The sequence below is a fragment of the Pseudomonas sp. NFIX49 genome, from assembly GCF_900115915.1.
In the GTDB taxonomy this organism is placed as follows: domain Bacteria; phylum Pseudomonadota; class Gammaproteobacteria; order Pseudomonadales; family Pseudomonadaceae; genus Aquipseudomonas; species Aquipseudomonas pharyngis.
In genome coordinates this window covers 39642-57237 of record NZ_FOYE01000010.1, presented here as the reverse complement: position 1 = coordinate 57237, position 17596 = coordinate 39642, and the positions used below count along the sequence as shown (strand labels likewise).

Genomic DNA, 17596 nt, shown 5'->3' with positions numbered 1-17596 from the left:
ACGGCCGCTGTCTTGGGCGGGGCCGTCCTGTTATGATGAGCGCCCCGTTGAAAAGCCCCGGGGCAAAAGACGCCGTATTTAACCACAAGCGCGCAGCCGAAACCAAAGGCTGTAGCCGACGCCCAGTCCGAGCATGTCCGATAAAATTGAACTTCGCGCAGAGGTGCCGTCCGAATTGGGCGGCCAACGCCTCGATCAAGTCGCCGCCCAACTCTTCGCCGAGCACTCGCGCTCGCGCCTTTCCGCCTGGATCAAAGAAGGTCGCCTGACTGTGGACGGGGCGGTCATCCGCCCGCGCGACATCGTTCATGGCGGTGCCATTCTTGAGCTCACTGCCGAGCAGGAGGCCCAGGGTGAATGGGTCGCTCAGGACATCGAACTCGACATCGTCTATGAAGACGACGACATTCTGGTGATCAACAAGCCTGCGGGCCTGGTGGTGCACCCGGCTGCCGGTCACGCTGATGGCACCTTGCTCAACGCCTTGCTGCACCACGTGCCGGACATCATCAATGTCCCGCGCGCCGGTATCGTGCATCGTCTGGACAAGGACACCACCGGTCTGATGGTGGTGGCCAAGACCATTCAGGCGCAGACCAAACTGGTCGCGCAGCTGCAAAGCCGCAGCGTCAGCCGGATCTACGAGTGCATCGTGATCGGCGTGGTGACCGCCGGCGGCAAGATCAACGCCCCGATCGGCCGCCACGGCCAGCAGCGTCAGCGCATGGCGGTGATGGAAGGCGGCAAGCCGGCCGTCAGCCACTACCGCGTGCTGGAGCGCTTCCGTTCCCACACCCACGTACGGGTGAAGCTGGAAACCGGTCGTACCCACCAGATTCGCGTGCACATGGCGCACATCAACTTCCCGTTGGTCGGCGACCCGGCGTACGGCGGTCGTTTCCGCATTCCGCCGGCCGCGAGCCAGACCATGGTCGAATCCCTCAAGCACTTCCCGCGTCAGGCCCTGCACGCGCGGTTCCTTGAGCTGGATCACCCGACCACCGGTGAGCGCATGAGCTGGGAATCGCCGCTGCCGGAAGATCTGGTGTGGCTGCTGACCCTGCTCAAGCAGGATCGCGAGGCATTCGTCGGATGAACTGGCTGACGCCGGACTGGCCCGCGCCGGCCAGCGTCAAGGCCTGTGTCACCACCCGCGAGGGCGGCGTCAGCGAGGCGCCGTTCGACAGCCTCAACCTGGGCGATCATGTCGATGACCGCCCGGAGGCCGTCGCCGAAAACCGTCGGCGCCTGACCGAACACTTCTCTATAAAGCCTGCCTGGTTGCAGCAAGTGCACGGGATTGCCGTGGCGCATGCGGATCCGTCCGTGGTGGCCACGGCGGATGCCAGCTGGACGGCAACGCCCGGTATCGCGTGTGCAGCAATGACTGCCGATTGCCTGCCGGCGCTGTTCTGCGACCGTGCCGGTACTCGCGTGGCGGCGGCTCATGCCGGTTGGCGTGGATTGGCAGCCGGCGTGCTGGAAGCCACCCTCGACAGTCTGGATGTGTCCGCCGAAGACGTTCTGGTCTGGCTCGGTCCGGCCATCGGCCCGCAAGCCTTTGAAGTCGGTCCCGAAGTCCGGGAAGTCTTCATCAATCAATTGCCCGAAGCCGAGACAGCCTTTGTCCCGAGCCACAACGCCGGCAAGTTCATGGCTGACATCTATAAGCTGGCGCGGCTGCGTCTGGCAGTCCGCGGTGTCACCGCTGTTTATGGTGGCGGTTTCTGTACAGTGACCGATCCGCGCTTCTTTTCCTATCGCCGTGCGCCTCGCACTGGTCGCTTCGCCTCTTTAGTCTGGCTTACCCGCTAAACTCTCTGATCTGCATCAACTCCCTGACGCTTGAATCTTCCAGAATCGACCGCATCTATAGCGGTATCTGGCAGGTTTCTTTATTCAGGATGGTTTTCAGGTCCGGCCTGCTCAAAAGGAAGGTGACCCATGCGTATAGACCGTTTAACCAGCAAATTGCAGTTGGCGTTGTCCGATGCCCAATCTTTGGCCGTCGGCCACGATCATCCAGCCATCGAGCCGGCGCATCTGATGCAAGCCATGCTTGAACAACAGGGTGGTTCGATCAAACCCCTGTTGATGCAGGTGGGCTTCGACGTCAACAGCTTGCGTAAAGAGCTGACCAAAGAGCTCGATCAATTACCGAAAATCCAGAACCCGACCGGCGACGTCAACATGTCGCAGGATCTGGCACGTCTGCTCAATCAGGCCGACCGTCTGGCCCAGCAGAAGGGCGACCAGTTCATTTCCAGCGAGCTGGTGCTGCTCGCCGCGATGGACGAGAACAGCAAGCTCGGCAAGTTGCTGCTCGGCCAGGGCGTGAGCAAGAAAGCGCTGGAGAATGCGATCAACAACCTGCGCGGTGGCGAGGCGGTCAATGACGCCAACCACGAAGAGTCGCGTCAGGCACTGGATAAGTACACCGTCGACCTGACCAAGCGCGCCGAAGAAGGCAAGCTTGACCCGGTGATCGGCCGTGACGATGAAATCCGTCGCACCATTCAGGTCTTGCAACGCCGCACCAAGAACAACCCGGTGCTGATCGGCGAACCTGGCGTGGGTAAAACCGCGATTGCCGAAGGGCTGGCCCAGCGCATCATCAACGGCGAAGTGCCGGATGGCCTGCGTGGCAAACGCCTGCTGTCTCTCGATATGGGCGCGCTGATTGCCGGCGCCAAGTATCGCGGTGAGTTCGAAGAGCGCCTGAAAGCGCTGCTCAACGAGCTGTCGAAGCAGGAAGGGCAGATCATTCTGTTCATCGACGAACTGCACACCATGGTCGGCGCCGGCAAGGGCGAAGGCTCGATGGACGCCGGCAACATGCTCAAACCGGCCCTGGCCCGTGGTGAACTGCATTGCGTCGGCGCGACCACGCTCAACGAGTACCGCCAATATATAGAGAAGGACGCGGCCCTCGAGCGGCGCTTCCAGAAAGTGCTGGTGGACGAGCCGAGCGAAGAAGACACCATCGCGATCCTGCGTGGCCTCAAGGAGCGTTACGAGGTTCACCACAAGGTGGCGATCACCGACGGCGCGATCATCGCGGCGGCCAGGCTCAGCCATCGCTACATCACTGACCGACAGCTGCCGGACAAGGCGATCGACCTGATCGACGAAGCGGCCAGCCGCATCCGCATGGAGATCGACTCCAAGCCGGAAGTGCTGGATCGTCTTGAGCGGCGACTGATTCAACTGAAAGTAGAATCCCAAGCGCTGAAGAAAGAAAGCGACGACGCGGCGAAGAAACGTCTGGAGAAACTCCAGGAAGAAATCGATCGCCACGAGCGTGAGTACTCCGATCTGGAAGAAATCTGGAACTCGGAAAAAGCCGAGGTGCAGGGCTCTGCGCAGATTCAGCAGAAGATCGAACAGTCCCGTCAGGAGCTGGAAGCCGCGCGCCGTAAAGGCGATCTGAACCGCATGGCCGAGTTGCAGTACGGGGTGATCCCGGATCTGGAACGCAGCCTGCAAATGGTCGACCAGCATGGCAAAAGCGAAAACCAGTTGCTGCGCAGCAAGGTGACCGAAGAGGAAATCGCCGAAGTCGTTTCGAAGTGGACCGGTATTCCGGTGTCGAAAATGCTCGAAGGCGAGCGCGACAAGCTGATGAAGATGGAAAGCCTGTTGCATCAACGCGTGATCGGCCAGGACGAAGCGGTGGTTGCAGTGGCCAACGCGGTGCGGCGTTCCCGTGCCGGGTTGTCCGACCCGAATCGCCCGAGCGGCTCGTTCATGTTCCTCGGCCCGACCGGGGTCGGTAAAACCGAGCTGTGCAAGGCGCTGGCCGAGTTCCTCTTCGACACTGAAGAGGCGATGGTGCGGATCGACATGTCCGAGTTCATGGAGAAACATTCCGTGGCGCGGCTGATTGGTGCACCACCGGGCTACGTCGGCTATGAAGAGGGCGGTTACCTGACCGAAGCGGTACGGCGCAAGCCTTACTCGGTGATCCTGCTGGACGAAGTCGAGAAGGCGCACCCGGACGTGTTCAACATCCTGCTGCAAGTGCTGGAGGATGGCCGTCTGACCGACAGTCATGGCCGCACGGTGGACTTCCGCAATACCGTGATCGTCATGACCTCCAACCTCGGTTCGATGCAGATCCAGGAACTGGTCGGTGATCGTGAAGCACAACGGGCAGCGGTGTTGGATGCGATTTCCACCCACTTCCGTCCGGAGTTCATCAACCGGGTCGACGAAGTGGTGATTTTCGAGCCATTGGCGCGGGATCAGATCGCGGGCATTACCGAGATCCAGCTGGGCCGTCTGCGCAGCCGTCTGGCCGAGCGCGAGCTGAAGCTGGAGCTGAGCCCGGAAGCGATGGACAAGCTGATTGCCGTCGGCTACGACCCGGTCTATGGCGCACGGCCGCTGAAGCGGGCGATCCAGCGCTGGATCGAGAACCCGTTGGCACAGTTGATTCTGTCGGGACGTTTCCTGCCAGGCGAGACCGCTACCGGCGTCGTGGAGAACGACGAGATCACGTTCAACTGACGCCCGACGGTGGTGTCGTCATCAAGGCCTCGCAATGCGAGGCCTTTTTTTTCGCCAGGCTGTTGAACTCAAAGGAAAAGGCTTGTAAAGTGCGCCCCGCAGTCAGTCACCAACAGGGTTTCAGCTCACTGGGCAGAAATCTGAAATAAGTTGCAAATCATTAACTTGAAAGCAATTTAGGGGGTTGACAGAGGTGTTCTAGGTTGTAGAATAGCGCGCCTCAGACACACGAACGCAGCGATGCGAAAACGATGTCGAGAAGCTGCAAGTTTCACCGTAGTAAATTGAAATGTGTAGTTCCGTGATAGCTCAGTCGGTAGAGCAAATGACTGTTAATCATTGGGTCCCAGGTTCGAGTCCTGGTCACGGAGCCAATTTCAAACCGGGGTATAGCGCAGTCCGGTAGCGCGCCTGCTTTGGGAGCAGGATGTCAGGAGTTCGAATCCCCTTACCCCGACCATTTTTGGGTCGTTAGCTCAGTTGGTAGAGCAGTTGGCTTTTAACCAATTGGTCGTAGGTTCGAATCCCACACGACCCACCATTTTTGAAACCAGGTAACACTGGGATCGAATCTTAAGATCAGAGGCCAAAAGCGCTGATCGAAGAAGGCGATCTTTGAAAGGTCGCCTTTTTTTTACCGGGGTATAGCGCAGTCCGGTAGCGCGCCTGCTTTGGGAGCAGGATGTCGGGAGTTCGAATCCCCCTACCCCGACCATATTAAAAATCCTCGTATCGAAAGATACGGGGATTTTTTTTGCCCTCCGGAAATGTTTCATTCAAGTCGTCATACAACTTGCCGATAGCCCGCTAACGAAAGGGGCCTGCCGAATCAAACGCCCCTGAATTCTGCCAATACAAGAAAAAGGGCGTTCGTCATGTTGCTTCGTCAGTTGAATATTGCTCCCCGCGCCGCTCTGGGCTTTGCCCTGATCGCGTTACTGGTGGCGTTGCTCGGGGTGTTCGCGCTGGGGCAGATGTCGAGCATCCGCGACAGCGAAGTGGCGGTAGAGACGCAGTGGCTGCCGAGCATTCGCGGCGGCGACGAGATCCGCGAAATCATGCTGCGCATCCGCACCATCTCCTTGCGCATGGCGCTGGACCAGGATCCAGCCAATATCGCCACGTACCGCAGCCAGATGGACACCCGCGACAAGGAACTGAGCGAGAAAATCGCCGCTTACGACCGACTGGTGACGACCCCGGAAGGTCAGCAGTTGTATGAACAGTTCAAGAAAACCTTCGCCGCCTACCGCACCGGGATCGCCCAGTCGTTCACCCTCGCCGAGCAGGGCAAGCGCGACGAGCTGACCAAGCTGCTGCTGGTCGACATGAAAACCGTGGTCGACGGCTCCGGCAAACAACTCAACGACCTGGCGGATCTGTTCGCCCGCCAGGTCGCCGCCGAAAGCCAGAACTCTGCGGCCCACTACGAAACCTCGCGCACCATCGTGACCCTGTTTATCGCGCTGGCGGCGCTGGCCACCGTGGCTCTGGCCATGTTGCTGACCCGCAGCATCGTCCGCCCCCTGAGCGCCGCCGTCGACGCCGCTGAGCACGTCGCCAGAGGCGATCTGACCCGCCCGATCGAAACTCACGGCAACGATGAGGTCAGCCGGCTGCTCAAGGCGTTGGCAACCATGCAGCAGAACCTGCGCGAAACCCTGCAGGGCATCAGCGGCTCGGCCACGCAACTGGCGACCGCTTCCGACGAACTGAGCGCGGTCACCCATGACAGCACGCAGGGCCTGCAACAACAGAACAACGAAATCGAACAGGCCGCCACCGCCGTCAATGAGATGACTACGGCGGTTGAGGAAGTCGCCCGCAATGCGGTGTCGACGTCCGACGCCACCCGCCAGTCCAGCGAATCGGCGCAGTTGGGCCAGGAACGGGTCAGCGAAACTGCCGACGCCATCAACGCCCTGGCCAGCGAAGTCGAGCACACCGGCGAACTGGTGCAATCGCTGGCCAACCAGTCGCAGGACATCGGCAAGGTGCTGGACGTGATCCGGGCGATCGCCGAACAGACCAACCTGCTGGCGCTCAACGCCGCCATCGAAGCCGCGCGGGCCGGGGAGAGCGGGCGCGGGTTTGCCGTGGTCGCCGATGAAGTCCGGGCGCTGGCTTATCGCACGCAGCAATCGACCCAGGAAATCGAGCAGATGGTGCAGGGCATGCGCAGCGGTTCGAGCCTGGCGCTGGAGTCGATGCAGGCCAGTGCCTCGCGCGCTGCCACCACACTGGTGCTGGCCGAGCGGGCCGGTGAAGCGTTGCAGACGATCACGGCTTCGGTACACGAAATCCACGAGCGCAATCTGGTGATCGCCAGCGCCGCCGAAGAGCAGGCGCAAGTGGCGCGGGAAGTGGATCGCAATCTGGTGAACATACGCGATCTGTCGGTGCGTTCGGCGGCCGGTGCCGATCAAACCAACGCGTCGAGCCATGAACTGTCGCAACTGGCCAATGCCCTGCAGGGCATGGTGCGACGCTTCCAGCTGTAATCATGCAGGCGTGAAAAAGCCGCGCTTCTTGTCAGAGAAAGCGCGGCTTTGTTTTGTCGGACAGGCTGAAAAAAATCAGGCACCGTCCTGGTCTTTCAGGTGTTCGAACAGACCTTTCGGCATTTTCTTGCCGTTGGCTTCGAAATTGGCTTTGACGTTGTTGTACGCCTCTTGCTCGTCGATGAAGCCGTCGTGGTTGGTGTCGATCTTGTCGAAGTCGGACTTCGGTGCAACTTTCAGAAACTCGGCGCGGGAGACCTTGCCGTCGCCATCGGTGTCGGTCTTGGCCATCGACGCATCGCCGCATTTGCCTTCACCGCATTTGCCTTCCGGAGTTTTCACCGAGGTCTCGGCCGAAGCGACCATGTAGCCCTGGGCCAGCGGTTGCGCGGCAAACACCGAGCCGGACAGCATCAGGCCGCCGGCCAGTACGGCACCGACCAGGCCAAGGGAGTTTTTGCCGATTTTCGCAGTACGGGACATTGCATTCTCCTTCGGTTGCACTGCGCAACCACACGTTAAGGGCGATCAAGCCGGAGCAGGTGTGCTCGGGTGTGGCCATTAAGCGGTGGCGGTGTATCGCGTCTGTGTCGAGGAGCGTGGCGTTTGTAAGCGAAGGTGGGGAAAGCGGGGGCAGATACAGTAGAAAACAAAACACCGTGAGGGCGAGCCCGCCCCCACGGTGTTTTACATCAGTGCAGCTTCAGGCGTGGCTCGGTGCCGCGTCCGATCTTGCTGCCGAGCATCAGCATCGCTGTGCGGAACGGCCCGTACAGCGCCATCTGGTGCATGCGGTACAGCGACACGTAAAACATCCGCGCCAGCCAGCCTTCGAGCATCACGCTGCCGGTCAGGTTACCCATCAAGTTACCCACAGCCGAAAAACGCGACAGCGAAATCAGCGAGCCGTAGTCGGTGTACTTGTACTCCGGCAGGGTCTTGCCTTCGATCCGCAGTTTCAGCGATTTGGCCAGCAGCGACGCCTGCTGGTGCGCAGCCTGGGCCCGTGGCGGAACGTTGCGATCCGAACCCGGTTGCGGGCAGGCGGCGCAGTCACCAAAGGCGAAGATGTTTTCGTCGCGGGTGGTCTGCAGCGTCGGCAGCACTTGCAGCTGATTGATGCGGTTGGTTTCCAGACCGTCGATGTCCTTGAGGAAACCCGGTGCGCGGATCCCGGCGGCCCAGACTTTCAGGCTCGCCTTGATTTCGTTGCCGTCGGCAGTGATCAAGCTGTCGGCGGTGACCTGGCTGACCGAGGCATTGGTCATCACGTTGACCCCGAGCTTCTCCAGGGTCTTGTGCACCGGCCCGCTGATCCGCTCCGGCAGGGCTGGCAGCACCCGTGGCCCGGCTTCGATCAGGGTGATGTGCATGTTTTCCGGTTTGATCCGGTCCAGACCGTAAGCCGCCAGTTCATGGGCCGCGTTGTGCAGCTCGGCCGCCAGTTCGACGCCCGTGGCGCCGGCGCCAACGATAGCCACGCTGATTTGCTGGACCACATCGGTCTGCCCGGCGTGAGCACGCAGATAGTGATTGAGCAGTTGCTGGTGAAAGCGCTCGGCCTGCTTGCGGGTGTCGAGGAACAGGCAGTGCTGCGCGGCGCCCTGGGTGCCGAAATCGTTGGTGGTGCTGCCGACCGCGATCACCAGCGAGTCATAGGGCACTTCCCGCGCCGGGACCAGTTCAACGCCGTTTTCGTCGTAGGTGGCGGCCAGCTGGATCTTCTTCTGCTCACGATCGAGCCCGCTCATGCGCCCCAGCTGGAACTCGAAGTGGTTCCATTTGGCCTGGGCGACATAGTTGAGTTCGTCTTCGGAAGAGTTCAGCGATCCGGCGGCCACTTCGTGCAGCAGCGGTTTCCAGATGTGCGTGAGGTTCGCGTCGACCAGCATGATGCTGGCGGTGCCGCGTTTGCCCAGAGTCTTACCCAGACGGGTAGCCAACTCCAGACCGCCGGCGCCGCCGCCGACAATGACAATACGATGGGACATAGGGATAGCTCGCAAGGTTTTTAAAGGAAATCGGTACGGCTACCCGAGCGAGCGCGATGCAGCTCATAGCGTCAGGTAACTGATAAATCGGCTCAACAGGCCCAGACCAATGGTCACTGCCAGCACCAGCACCAGGAGCATCCACGGCCGGAATGGCCGGCGCTCGACACGGTGTTGGGACAACTGCAGGTACTCTTCGACATGCTTCTGGTCTTCGGGGTTCAGGCGGCTGGTCATAAAGGCCTCGTCAGGTAGACGTTACTGAATGAGAACACGCTACAGCGGTTTTCAACCGGGATTGAACGCAGCATAGCCACTGTCCGGGACCGGTTCGACAGACACACTGTCCCCGAGGCGAATGATCCCGCTTTGTAACACTCGCGCAGTGATTCCGCCATGCCCGCGCACGGCCTGGAACGTGCCCGGGCCGAGGTTGTTCTGCAGGCGCGCGCACGGCTGACACCAGCCCGTGGTTTCGAAAATCGCCTGACCAATGCGAAAGCGCCGCCCCTTGAGGCTGAACAGGTTGATCCCGCTGATAACGAGATTGCGCCGCAGATCTTCAGGCCTGACCGGATGCTCGTGGGGACGGCCCATCAATGCACTGATCACGGCCAGGTGTTCGAACTGAATCAGCGTGACCTGTCGGGCGTTACGTACTCCGGGGCGGGCATGATCCCCGGTCAGTCCCGCTTCAAGGCGTGCTTCTACGGCGTCGAGCTCGAGCATCGGCCCACGAGATTCAGGACGCACGCCAATCCAGCGTACGCGGCCGCTCTGCGGGACCTCGGCGATCAATTGTTGAAGCGGCGTCACAGGCTGATCCCTACATCGAACACGATGCTGCGCCCCAGATTGCCGCGCAGAAAATCCGGGGCATCGGGATGGGCGAACAGCACCCGGGCGAACGTAGGTCCGACCAGCGACAGCGAACGCCAGCCCTGGCGCAGGTATTCGGTGGGCGGCGGAAAGTGGCTGTTGAGGTCGAGCACTTCGCGCTTGAGGCTGGCGAAGGCAATGATGTCCAGCTCGCCGAGATCCATGCCGCGTTCCTTGTAGTTGTGCGCTTTCTTGCGCAAGGTCGGCGCCAGTCTCAGCAGAAATTCATTGGCCGGAATCCGCCGCGGCTTGGCTTCACGGCGCACCAGTTGGCTGAGGGAAAACGCACTGCGCCGACGTTGCAGCTCATCGCGCCATTCGTCGTTCAGCCGACGACCTTCATCGAGGACGAAAAACACCTCGAAATTGGCGTCGCGAAACAGCACGTCCGGCGGCTCACCGGCCGGGGCGAATTCGTCGGCGCGATAAGGAATGTTCAAGCCTTGCAGCAGGCGCTGGCAGACCCAACGCTCACGCTCCCATTTGCGGGCATTGGACAGGAAAGCGTTGGCTTGCTCGGCCGCAATGGTCAGCAGGCGTAAGTAATCTGAGTCATCCATAGGCCCAAGCTTAGCGTTCAATTGCGACAAGCAGAAAGCTTTGCATCGGCAGATGTGCCGCCGTGCAGGTGTAGACTTCGCCGCAGGAGCGCCAATCAAAGGAGTCTGCGGTGCGAATGAAGGTGATGGGATCATGATCGGTGCAGAACTGCTGTCATCGGCAAGTCTGACCCTCGGCTGGCTGATTTACCTGCCGGTGTTGCTCTGGGCGATTGTCCGCGCACCGTGGGTCGAGCTGTTCAGCGACAACCGCCGTCAGCACTTGCTGTTCGGCACGGTGTTCGCGTTGTTTCTGCTGTGGCTGGTGCGCAGGGACTTCGACACCGGGGTGTCTTACCACTTCATCGGCATGACAGCGGTGACGCTGCTGCTGGACTGGCCGCTGGCGATCGTCGGCGCACTGGTGGCCCAACTGGGGCTGGTGCTGCTGGGGCGACAGGATCTGGTGGCCGTCGGGGTCAATGGCACCTTGCTGATCCTGTTGCCGGTGCTGATCACCGAATGCGTGGCGATCCTGGTCGAGCGCGCCCAGCCGCGCAATCCGTTCGTGTACATCTTCTGTTCCGGCTTTTTCGCCGCCGCGCTATCGGCGTTGTTCTGCCTGACGCTGAGCCTGACCTTGCTCTGGTACGACGGCCTGTTTGCCATGCCGGAATGGCTGGAAGATTTCATCGGTTACCTGTGGCTGCTGATTTTTCCCGAAGCCTTCATCAACGGCATGGTGGTCAGCGCGCTGGTGGTGTTCTGCCCGGAATGGCTGGAGACCTTCAACCGTACCCGCTACCTTTCGGCGCCCTGGAAGGACGACGATCCCAAGTCTTGATCCACATCAAATTCACTCTGTGCGCGGCATTTCATGCTCGGCCAAATTCCTTCAGGAGCAGCGGCATGAGCGTGTACGAGTGGGCGAGGCAGGAAACCCGGCAGAGTCTGGAGATGGCGCAGGAGGTGGGGTTCGATCCGGGCCTGAGCCTGCGCGCCTTGCTCAGTGCGGTGGTGCAGCAGAGCAAGGCGGTGCGCAACGCCGAAGACCTGGCCGACGAGTTGCGCTTTCTGGCGGAAAACCTCGACGACGATCAGGACTACGGCTTCATGCGGCCCTGACGGGATCAGTGACGCGGGTCGAAATCGCCGGAAAACAGTTCGTCCTCGGCATCCGGGGCCACCGGAATCTTGTGCTCTTCCGACGCCCAGGCGCCGAGGTCGATCAGTTTGCAGCGGTCCGAGCAGAACGGACGGTATTTGTTTTCCGGGGTGAATTCCACGGGCGCGCCGCAAGTCGGGCAGTTGACGGTTGGGGTCTGGCTCATGATTGGCCTCCGGATAAAGTCAGGTAAAAGTGATGCAGGCGCTCGACCTCGCTGTGCAGCCAGGCGAGGTCGCGGTCGTTGACCACCACGTCGTCGGCACGGCTGACGCGGTCTTCGCGGCTGGACTGGGCCTTGAGGATCGCCTGGACCTGCTCTTCGCTGGTCTGGTCACGCTGCAAGGTGCGTTCGATCTGCAGTTGTTGCGGGGCGTCGATTACCAGGATGCGTTGGGTCATCGCGTATTGCCCGGATTCGATCAGCAGCGGCGAAACCAGAATCGCATAAGGCGATTTTGCCAGCGCCAGGTGATGGGCGATTTCTTCGGCGATCAACGGATGCAGCAAGGCCTCAAGCCAGCGCCGTTGCTCCGGCACTTCAAAAATCAGTTTGCGCAGGGCTGCACGATCCAGCGTGCCGTCGGCCTGCAGGACTTCGGGGCCGAAGTGTTCGGCGATCTTCGCCAGCGCCGGGCGGCCCGGTTCGACCACCCAGCGCGCCGCGTGATCGGCGTCCACCACGTGGATACCAAGATCAATGAAGTGCTGGGCGGCGGCGCTTTTGCCGCTGCCGATGCCGCCGGTCAGGCCGAGAATCCAGGGTTTTTCCGCAGGGGTATTCATTTCAAACCGACAAACTGCCAATAGAAGCCGGTTATTTGACCACCCCAGAGCAAGGCAATCCAGCCGGCAATTGCCAGATACGGGCCGAAGGGGATCGGCGTCGAGGTTTTCTGGTCGCGCAGCTTGAGCAAAATCACCCCGAGCACGGCGCCCACCAGCGAGGACAAGAGGATGGTCAGCGGCAGAATCTGCCAGCCGCCCCAGGCCCCGAGCAGCGCCAGCAGCTTGAAATCGCCGTGACCGATGCCGTCCTTGCCGGTGAGCAGTTTGAACAGCCAGAACACCGACCACAGCGCCATATAGCCCAGCACCGCGCCCCACAGGGCGTCGTGCAGCGGCACGAACAGCTCGAAGCTGTTGACGATCAGCCCCAGCCACAGCAGCGGCAGCACCAGCACGTCAGGCAGCAATTGATGTTCGGTGTCGATCAGGCTCATGGCCAACAGGCCCCAGGTCAGCACGATCAACAGGCACGCCGGCCAGCCGAAACCCAGGTGCCAGGCAATGAATGCCGAGAGCAGGCCGCAAGCCAGTTCGGTCAGCGGGTAACGCTTGCTGATCGGTGCGCTGCAACTTGAACAGCGCCCGCGCAGGAACACGTAACTCAACACGGGAATGTTTTCCCACGCGCGGATCCGGTGGCCACAGTGCGGGCATTGCGAGTGCGGCAGCATCAGGTTGTAGGTGGGCAATGGCGATTCACCGGGCAGGCCCAGTACATCGTGAGCCTGCTGGCGCCATTCGCGCTCGAGCATTTTCGGCAGGCGCCAGATCAACACGTTGAGGAAGCTGCCGACCACCAGCCCCAGCAGCAGCGCGGCGAAGACAAAGGCCAGCGGATACAGGCTGAGGAGTTCGTCGATAGGCATGTCAGATCGCTGAGCCGAGTTGGAAGATCGGCAGGTACATCGCCACCACCAGACCGCCGACGATCACCCCCAGCACCACCATGATGAACGGCTCCATCAGGCTGGTGAGGTTGTCGACCATGTTGTCCACTTCGCCCTCATAGAAACCTGCGACCTTGTCGAGCATCTCGTCCAGTGCGCCGGACTCTTCGCCGATGGCGGTCATCTGCACCGCCATGTTCGGAAAGATGCCGGTGGAACGCATCGAGAAATTCAGCTGCATGCCGGTAGAGACGTCCTGGCGGATGCGCAGCACGGCACGCTTGAACACCACGTTGCCGGTGGCACCGGCCACCGAGTCCAGCGCTTCCACCAGCGGCACACCGGCGGCGAAGGTAGTCGACAGGGTCCGGGCAAACCGCGCCACGGCGGACTTGTACATCAATGTGCCCACCAGCGGCAGCTTGAGAAACCAGGCGTCGCGTCGATCGCGCAGGGCCTGGGATTTTTTCAGGGCATGGCGGGTGCCGAAAAACGCGGCCACCAGCGCACCGAGAATCGCCCACCACCATTGCTGCATGAATTCGGACAGGCTGATCACCATCAGCGTGAAGGCCGGCAGTTCGGCACCGAAGCCGGAGAACACCGACTGAAACTGCGGCACCACCTTGACCAGCAGAATCCCGGTGACCACCGCCGCCACCAGCACTACGGCCGACGGGTAGGTCATGGCCTTCTTGATCTTGGCCTTGAGGCTTTCGCTCTTTTCCTTGTAGGTCGCGACCCGTTCCAGCAGGGTGTCGAGGGCGCCGGACTGTTCACCGGCATCCACCAGGTTGCAGTACAACTCGTCAAAATACTGAGGCTTCTTGCGCAGCGCGGCGGCGAAGCTGTTGCCGGCGGCGACTTCCTGTTTCACCTCGTCGACCAGTTTGCGCATGGCCGGGTTCTCGAAGCCTTCGCCAATGATGTCGAACGACTGCAACAGCGGCACGCCGGCCTTCATCATGGTCGCCATCTGCCGGGTGAACAGGGCAATGTCCTGGGCCTTGATGCGCTTGCCGAAGCTCAGCAACGAGGCGGATTTCTTGCGTACCTTGCCCGGGTTGATGCCTTGCTTGCGCAACTGGGCCTTGACCAGTGCGGGGTTCTGGCCACTCAACTCGCCGGTCACTTTGCTGCCTTTGCGGTCCGTACCTTCCCAGGCGTAGATGCTGATTTTCGCTGCCTTGACCGCCATGTTCAGTCCTTGGTGACCCGGTTGATTTCTTCAAGGCTGGTGATGCCTTGCATGGCCTTGATCAGGCCCGAGGTGCGCAGGTCGTTGAAGCCGTCCCGGCGCATCTGGATATCGATTTCCAGTGAGTTGCCTTCGGCCATGATCAGCCGTTGCAGTTCGGGGGTGTTCTTCACCACTTCATAAATCCCCACGCGACCCTTGTACCCGCCGTTGCAGTGATCGCAACCAGAGGGCTCATAGATCGTGAAATGGCCGATGCGTTCCTCGGGGAAACCTTCCTTGATCAGGGTCTCCCGGGGGATCTCGATGGGTTTCTTGCAGTGGCTGCAGAGTTTTCGCGCCAGACGCTGGGCAATGATCAGGCTCACCGAGGTTGCGATGTTGAAGCCGGGGATGCCCATGTTGTGCAGGCGGGTGAGGGTCTCTGCTGCGCTGTTGGTGTGCAGGGTGGACAGCACGAGGTGACCGGTCTGGGCGGCCTTGATCGCGATTTCGGCGGTTTCGAGGTCGCGGATTTCGCCGACCATGATCACGTCCGGGTCCTGACGCAGGAACGAGCGCAGGGCCTGGGCAAAGTCCAGTCCCTGACGGGGATTGACGTTGACCTGGTTGATGCCTTCCATGTTGATTTCCACCGGGTCTTCGGCCGTGGAGATATTGATGTCGACGGTATTGAGGATGTTCAGCCCGGTGTACAGCGACACGGTCTTGCCCGAGCCGGTTGGGCCGGTCACCAGAATCATGCCTTGCGGCTGTTTGAGCGCGGCCATGTACAGGTCTTTCTGCTCCGGCTCGTAGCCAAGGGCATCGATGCCGATCTGGGCGCTGGACGGGTCGAGGATCCGAATCACCACTTTCTCGCCCCAGAGGGTGGGCAGGGTGTTGACCCGGAAATCGATCGACTTGCTTTTCGACAGACGCATCTTGATCCGCCCGTCCTGGGGTTTGCGCCGTTCTGAAATGTCGAGGCTGGCCATGACCTTCAAGCGTGCAGCGATGCGCCCGGCCAGTTGAATCGGCGGCTTGGCCACTTCCCGCAGAATGCCGTCGGTGCGCACCCGCACCCGGTAGTTCTTTTCGTAAGGCTCGAAGTGCAGGTCGGACGAGCCGCTCTTGATCGCGTCCAGCAGCATCTTGTGGACGAAGCGCACTACCGGGGCATCTTCGGCGTCGATTCCGCCGAGCGTGTCCTGCCTGCTGTCGTCGACCGATTCGATGTCCAGCCCGTCAAGGTCGACATCGGCCATTTCCTCCAGTCCGGTGGCGTGGGTGTCGAAGAATTTTTCGATGGCGTCGGTGAGCTTGTCGTCCTCGACCAGAATGGCTTCGGTGCTCAGCCCGGTGCTGAACTGAATGTCATTGATCGCCTGATGATTGCTCGGGTCGGAAATCCCCACGAACAGTTTGTTGCCACGCCGCCAGAGGGGCAGGGCATGGTGCTGGCGCACCAGTTTTTCGCTGACCAGGCCCTTGGGCTGAGTTTCCCTGTCGAGACAGTTGAGGTCGAGAAATGCCATGCCGAAATGCTCCGAGGCTATTTCGGCGACCTGCCAGCTCTTCACCAGTTTGTTCTGCACCAGGTAACTGACCAGCGACAGGCGATTGCGCTGCGCCTGCTGCCAGGCCTGCTGGGCACTCTTTTCCGTGAGCAATTCGGCCTGGACCAGTTGTTTGGCCAGACCGCTCAGAGCGATGTCATTCATGGGGTTTCCACGTGCTTGCCGTTCATGACTTATAGCCTAGTCAAGTGACAGCGCCATACACGTGGAGTGCGGGTGACAAAAAGTGTCAGATAGTGCGGTTACGGGTTGTAGGAATCGGCATGTCAGCCGGATGGCGCCCAGCGGGTATGGGTTGCCAGCGTTTGGCACGGGCTGTGCTGAGTCTTGAACAGATCATGAGATTTCGACTCATGCATGGAGCGTGTCTATGAATAAACAACAGGGTTTCACTCTGATCGAGCTGCTGATCGTCGTGGCGATCATCGGTATTCTCGCCACTGTGGCGCTGCCGCAGTACTCCAAATATCAGGCGCGGTCGAAGGTGACGGCTGGGCTGGCCGAGATCTCGGCAATGAAAGTGCCGTTCGAGGATGTGATTAACCAAGGCACCGATCCTACGCTGACTAATGTGGCGGGCAGTGCAACGGTTACAACCTCCAATTGTTCTGTTACGGCTTCGGGCACCGCTTCGTCGGGCGCCGGTTCAATTGTTTGCACGATCAAAAACGCTCCGGGTCCGGTACTGGACAAAACCATCACGCTTACTCGCTCTTCCGGTACGGGGGCAGGTGTATGGACATGTGCCACAACGGTGGCGCCGGATTATTCGCCAAAAGGCTGTACTGCGAGCGGTACCTGATTTGTTGATGGACTACAAAAATGCCCCGCAATGCGGGGCATTTTTCATTGCGCGACACTTCACAAAAGCTTCAATAATTTCAGGCTGTTAGGAACTTCCGAAAAGCCGCAACTTGCATGTAGATATTTCACGACTCATGCAATTTGCATGATTCCGAAAAAATGCGACATTTATAAGTTATTGATTTATAAGGTTTTAATCTAATTTTGAAAGTTGGCACAGCGTTCGCAATATCTCCAGTAACCCTGCTGACAAGACAACCAGCAGACTTTCCAGAAAAACAGGAGTTACTCGTATGAAGAAGTTCGCTATCACTGCCGCTGCTGCTACCGCGCTGACCCTGACCATGGCTTCGGGTGCATTTGCTCAATCGACCCAGACCACTCAGGCTCCAATGACCCTGGCTGCCGGTGAAGTCACCAAGGCTAAAGAAGCTACTTCCGATACCTGGATCACCACCAAAGTCAAAAGCGACCTGGTAACCGAAAAAGGCATTCCTGGTACCGACATCAAAGTTGAAACCAACAAAGGTGTGGTTTCCCTGTCTTCTGACGTCGCGATCACCGAAGCTCAGAAAACCACCGCTGTGAACATCACCAAGAAAATCAAAGGCGTGAAAGCGGTCTCCGCTGACGGCCTGAAAGCCGAGTAAGGCAAGACTTCTCGCCTGGACCGGGAGAAGACGCGACAGGCGGGCCGAGCAATACGTCTGCCGCACTTTAGAGTTCATGCGACCGGCCACACGGAATGTGGCCATTACAGGCCCCGGCATTCATG

General features: G+C 60.2%; 18 protein-coding genes and 4 tRNA genes. 12 read left to right on the top strand and 10 right to left on the bottom strand.

The window, feature by feature from the left end; all coding sequences use genetic code 11:
- Positions 1-133 precede the first annotated feature (133 nt).
- The 8 genes from rluD to BMZ46_RS25765 all read left to right on the top strand — a co-directional run bounded on the left by rluD (position 134) and on the right by BMZ46_RS25765 (position 7010).
- Positions 134-1096 carry a 23S rRNA pseudouridine(1911/1915/1917) synthase RluD gene (gene rluD / locus BMZ46_RS25800; protein WP_011335991.1) on the top strand — a complete coding sequence of 321 codons (963 nt, stop codon included), beginning with the start codon at positions 134-136 and terminating at the stop codon, positions 1094-1096.
- Complete coding sequence (gene pgeF / locus BMZ46_RS25795) at positions 1093-1815, top strand: peptidoglycan editing factor PgeF (protein ID WP_074691477.1); 723 nt, start codon at positions 1093-1095, stop codon at positions 1813-1815. The genes rluD and pgeF overlap by 4 nt, the downstream gene beginning before the upstream one ends.
- Before the next feature lie 129 nt (positions 1816-1944).
- Positions 1945-4509: an ATP-dependent chaperone ClpB gene (gene clpB, locus BMZ46_RS25790; protein ID WP_074691476.1), complete on the top strand. Its 2565-nt coding sequence runs from the start codon at positions 1945-1947 to the stop codon at positions 4507-4509.
- A gap of 298 nt (positions 4510-4807) precedes the next feature.
- Positions 4808-4883, top strand: a tRNA-Asn gene (locus BMZ46_RS25785).
- Between the two features lie 9 nt (positions 4884-4892).
- Positions 4893-4969 (top strand) — tRNA-Pro (locus tag BMZ46_RS25780).
- A gap of 5 nt (positions 4970-4974) precedes the next feature.
- A tRNA-Lys gene (locus tag BMZ46_RS25775) sits at positions 4975-5050 on the top strand.
- A gap of 97 nt (positions 5051-5147) precedes the next feature.
- A tRNA-Pro gene (locus BMZ46_RS25770) sits at positions 5148-5224 on the top strand.
- A gap of 160 nt (positions 5225-5384) precedes the next feature.
- Positions 5385-7010 carry a methyl-accepting chemotaxis protein gene (locus BMZ46_RS25765; RefSeq protein ID WP_074691475.1) on the top strand — a complete coding sequence of 542 codons (1626 nt, stop codon included), beginning with the start codon at positions 5385-5387 and terminating at the stop codon, positions 7008-7010.
- Positions 7011-7085: 75 nt separating this feature from the next.
- Here BMZ46_RS25765 and BMZ46_RS25760 read toward each other — a convergent pair whose 3' ends face one another.
- From BMZ46_RS25760 to BMZ46_RS25740, 5 genes are all read right to left on the bottom strand, one after another.
- Positions 7086-7493 (bottom strand): HvfA family oxazolone/thioamide-modified RiPP metallophore, encoded by a 408-nt coding sequence (locus BMZ46_RS25760; RefSeq protein WP_074691474.1) that lies wholly within the window; start codon positions 7491-7493, stop codon positions 7086-7088.
- 209 nt (positions 7494-7702) lie between these two features.
- A complete protein-coding gene (locus tag BMZ46_RS25755) occupies positions 7703-9001 on the bottom strand; it encodes an NAD(P)/FAD-dependent oxidoreductase (RefSeq protein ID WP_064599500.1) in 1299 nt (432 codons plus the stop codon).
- Positions 9002-9064: 63 nt separating this feature from the next.
- On the bottom strand, positions 9065-9238 hold the full coding sequence (locus BMZ46_RS25750; protein ID WP_007909875.1) for a DUF3094 domain-containing protein: 174 nt from the start codon (positions 9236-9238) through the stop codon (positions 9065-9067).
- A gap of 51 nt (positions 9239-9289) precedes the next feature.
- Entirely contained in the window at positions 9290-9817 is a 528-nt protein-coding gene (locus BMZ46_RS25745; protein ID WP_039771669.1) for an MOSC domain-containing protein, read from the bottom strand.
- Complete coding sequence (locus tag BMZ46_RS25740) at positions 9814-10440, bottom strand: DUF1780 domain-containing protein (RefSeq protein ID WP_007959580.1); 627 nt, start codon at positions 10438-10440, stop codon at positions 9814-9816. The genes BMZ46_RS25745 and BMZ46_RS25740 overlap by 4 nt, the downstream gene beginning before the upstream one ends.
- 133 nt (positions 10441-10573) lie before the next feature.
- Between BMZ46_RS25740 and BMZ46_RS25735 the strand changes: the two genes are divergently transcribed.
- The gene (locus tag BMZ46_RS25735) at positions 10574-11263 is read left to right on the top strand and encodes an energy-coupling factor ABC transporter permease (RefSeq protein WP_074691473.1); all 690 of its coding nucleotides are present in this window, start codon (positions 10574-10576) and stop codon (positions 11261-11263) included.
- A gap of 65 nt (positions 11264-11328) precedes the next feature.
- Positions 11329-11544: a hypothetical protein gene (locus BMZ46_RS25730; RefSeq protein ID WP_007959584.1), complete on the top strand. Its 216-nt coding sequence runs from the start codon at positions 11329-11331 to the stop codon at positions 11542-11544.
- Between the two features lie 5 nt (positions 11545-11549).
- Here the strand turns inward: BMZ46_RS25730 and yacG are convergent, their stop codons facing one another.
- The 5 genes from yacG to pilB are packed head-to-tail and all read right to left on the bottom strand — an operon-like array spanning position 11550 to position 16161.
- Positions 11550-11750 (bottom strand): DNA gyrase inhibitor YacG, encoded by a 201-nt coding sequence (yacG, locus tag BMZ46_RS25725; protein WP_011335983.1) that lies wholly within the window; start codon positions 11748-11750, stop codon positions 11550-11552.
- Entirely contained in the window at positions 11747-12370 is a 624-nt protein-coding gene (coaE, locus tag BMZ46_RS25720; protein ID WP_074691472.1) for a dephospho-CoA kinase, read from the bottom strand. Before coaE ends, yacG begins: the two co-directional genes overlap by 4 nt.
- Positions 12367-13239: a prepilin peptidase gene (locus BMZ46_RS25715; RefSeq protein WP_074691471.1), complete on the bottom strand. Its 873-nt coding sequence runs from the start codon at positions 13237-13239 to the stop codon at positions 12367-12369. Before BMZ46_RS25715 ends, coaE begins: the two co-directional genes overlap by 4 nt.
- A gap of 1 nt (position 13240) precedes the next feature.
- Positions 13241-14458: a type II secretion system F family protein gene (locus BMZ46_RS25710; RefSeq protein WP_074691470.1), complete on the bottom strand. Its 1218-nt coding sequence runs from the start codon at positions 14456-14458 to the stop codon at positions 13241-13243.
- A 2-nt stretch (positions 14459-14460) separates the two neighbouring features.
- The gene (gene pilB, locus BMZ46_RS25705) at positions 14461-16161 is read right to left on the bottom strand and encodes a type IV-A pilus assembly ATPase PilB (protein WP_074691469.1); all 1701 of its coding nucleotides are present in this window, start codon (positions 16159-16161) and stop codon (positions 14461-14463) included.
- Positions 16162-16387: 226 nt separating this feature from the next.
- On the opposite strand from pilB, the gene BMZ46_RS25700 reads away from it, so the two are divergent.
- Together BMZ46_RS25700 and BMZ46_RS25695 are read left to right on the top strand one after the other, a co-directional pair.
- Positions 16388-16819, top strand: coding sequence for a pilin (locus BMZ46_RS25700; RefSeq protein ID WP_039771655.1), 432 nt, complete (start codon positions 16388-16390; stop codon positions 16817-16819).
- Between the two features lie 295 nt (positions 16820-17114).
- Positions 17115-17471: a BON domain-containing protein gene (locus BMZ46_RS25695; protein WP_011335977.1), complete on the top strand. Its 357-nt coding sequence runs from the start codon at positions 17115-17117 to the stop codon at positions 17469-17471.
- Positions 17472-17596: the final 125 nt, after the last annotated feature.

Excerpts from the sequence above, each read along its gene's own strand:
- rluD (WP_011335991.1), top strand. The coding sequence starts at position 134 with ATGTCCGATAAAATTGAACTTCGCGCAGAGGTGCCGTCCGAATTGGGC.
- pgeF (WP_074691477.1), top strand. The coding sequence starts at position 1,093 with ATGAACTGGCTGACGCCGGACTGGCCCGCGCCGGCCAGCGTCAAGGCC.
- clpB (WP_074691476.1), top strand. The coding sequence starts at position 1,945 with ATGCGTATAGACCGTTTAACCAGCAAATTGCAGTTGGCGTTGTCCGAT.
- BMZ46_RS25765 (WP_074691475.1), top strand. The coding sequence starts at position 5,385 with ATGTTGCTTCGTCAGTTGAATATTGCTCCCCGCGCCGCTCTGGGCTTT.
- BMZ46_RS25760 (WP_074691474.1), bottom strand. The coding sequence starts at position 7,493 with ATGTCCCGTACTGCGAAAATCGGCAAAAACTCCCTTGGCCTGGTCGGT.
- BMZ46_RS25755 (WP_064599500.1), bottom strand. The coding sequence starts at position 9,001 with ATGTCCCATCGTATTGTCATTGTCGGCGGCGGCGCCGGCGGTCTGGAG.
- BMZ46_RS25750 (WP_007909875.1), bottom strand. The coding sequence starts at position 9,238 with ATGACCAGCCGCCTGAACCCCGAAGACCAGAAGCATGTCGAAGAGTAC.
- BMZ46_RS25740 (WP_007959580.1), bottom strand. The coding sequence starts at position 10,440 with ATGGATGACTCAGATTACTTACGCCTGCTGACCATTGCGGCCGAGCAA.
- BMZ46_RS25735 (WP_074691473.1), top strand. The coding sequence starts at position 10,574 with ATGATCGGTGCAGAACTGCTGTCATCGGCAAGTCTGACCCTCGGCTGG.
- BMZ46_RS25730 (WP_007959584.1), top strand. The coding sequence starts at position 11,329 with ATGAGCGTGTACGAGTGGGCGAGGCAGGAAACCCGGCAGAGTCTGGAG.
- yacG (WP_011335983.1), bottom strand. The coding sequence starts at position 11,750 with ATGAGCCAGACCCCAACCGTCAACTGCCCGACTTGCGGCGCGCCCGTG.
- coaE (WP_074691472.1), bottom strand. The coding sequence starts at position 12,370 with ATGAATACCCCTGCGGAAAAACCCTGGATTCTCGGCCTGACCGGCGGC.
- BMZ46_RS25715 (WP_074691471.1), bottom strand. The coding sequence starts at position 13,239 with ATGCCTATCGACGAACTCCTCAGCCTGTATCCGCTGGCCTTTGTCTTC.
- BMZ46_RS25710 (WP_074691470.1), bottom strand. The coding sequence starts at position 14,458 with ATGGCGGTCAAGGCAGCGAAAATCAGCATCTACGCCTGGGAAGGTACG.
- pilB (WP_074691469.1), bottom strand. The coding sequence starts at position 16,161 with ATGAATGACATCGCTCTGAGCGGTCTGGCCAAACAACTGGTCCAGGCC.
- BMZ46_RS25700 (WP_039771655.1), top strand. The coding sequence starts at position 16,388 with ATGAATAAACAACAGGGTTTCACTCTGATCGAGCTGCTGATCGTCGTG.
- BMZ46_RS25695 (WP_011335977.1), top strand. The coding sequence starts at position 17,115 with ATGAAGAAGTTCGCTATCACTGCCGCTGCTGCTACCGCGCTGACCCTG.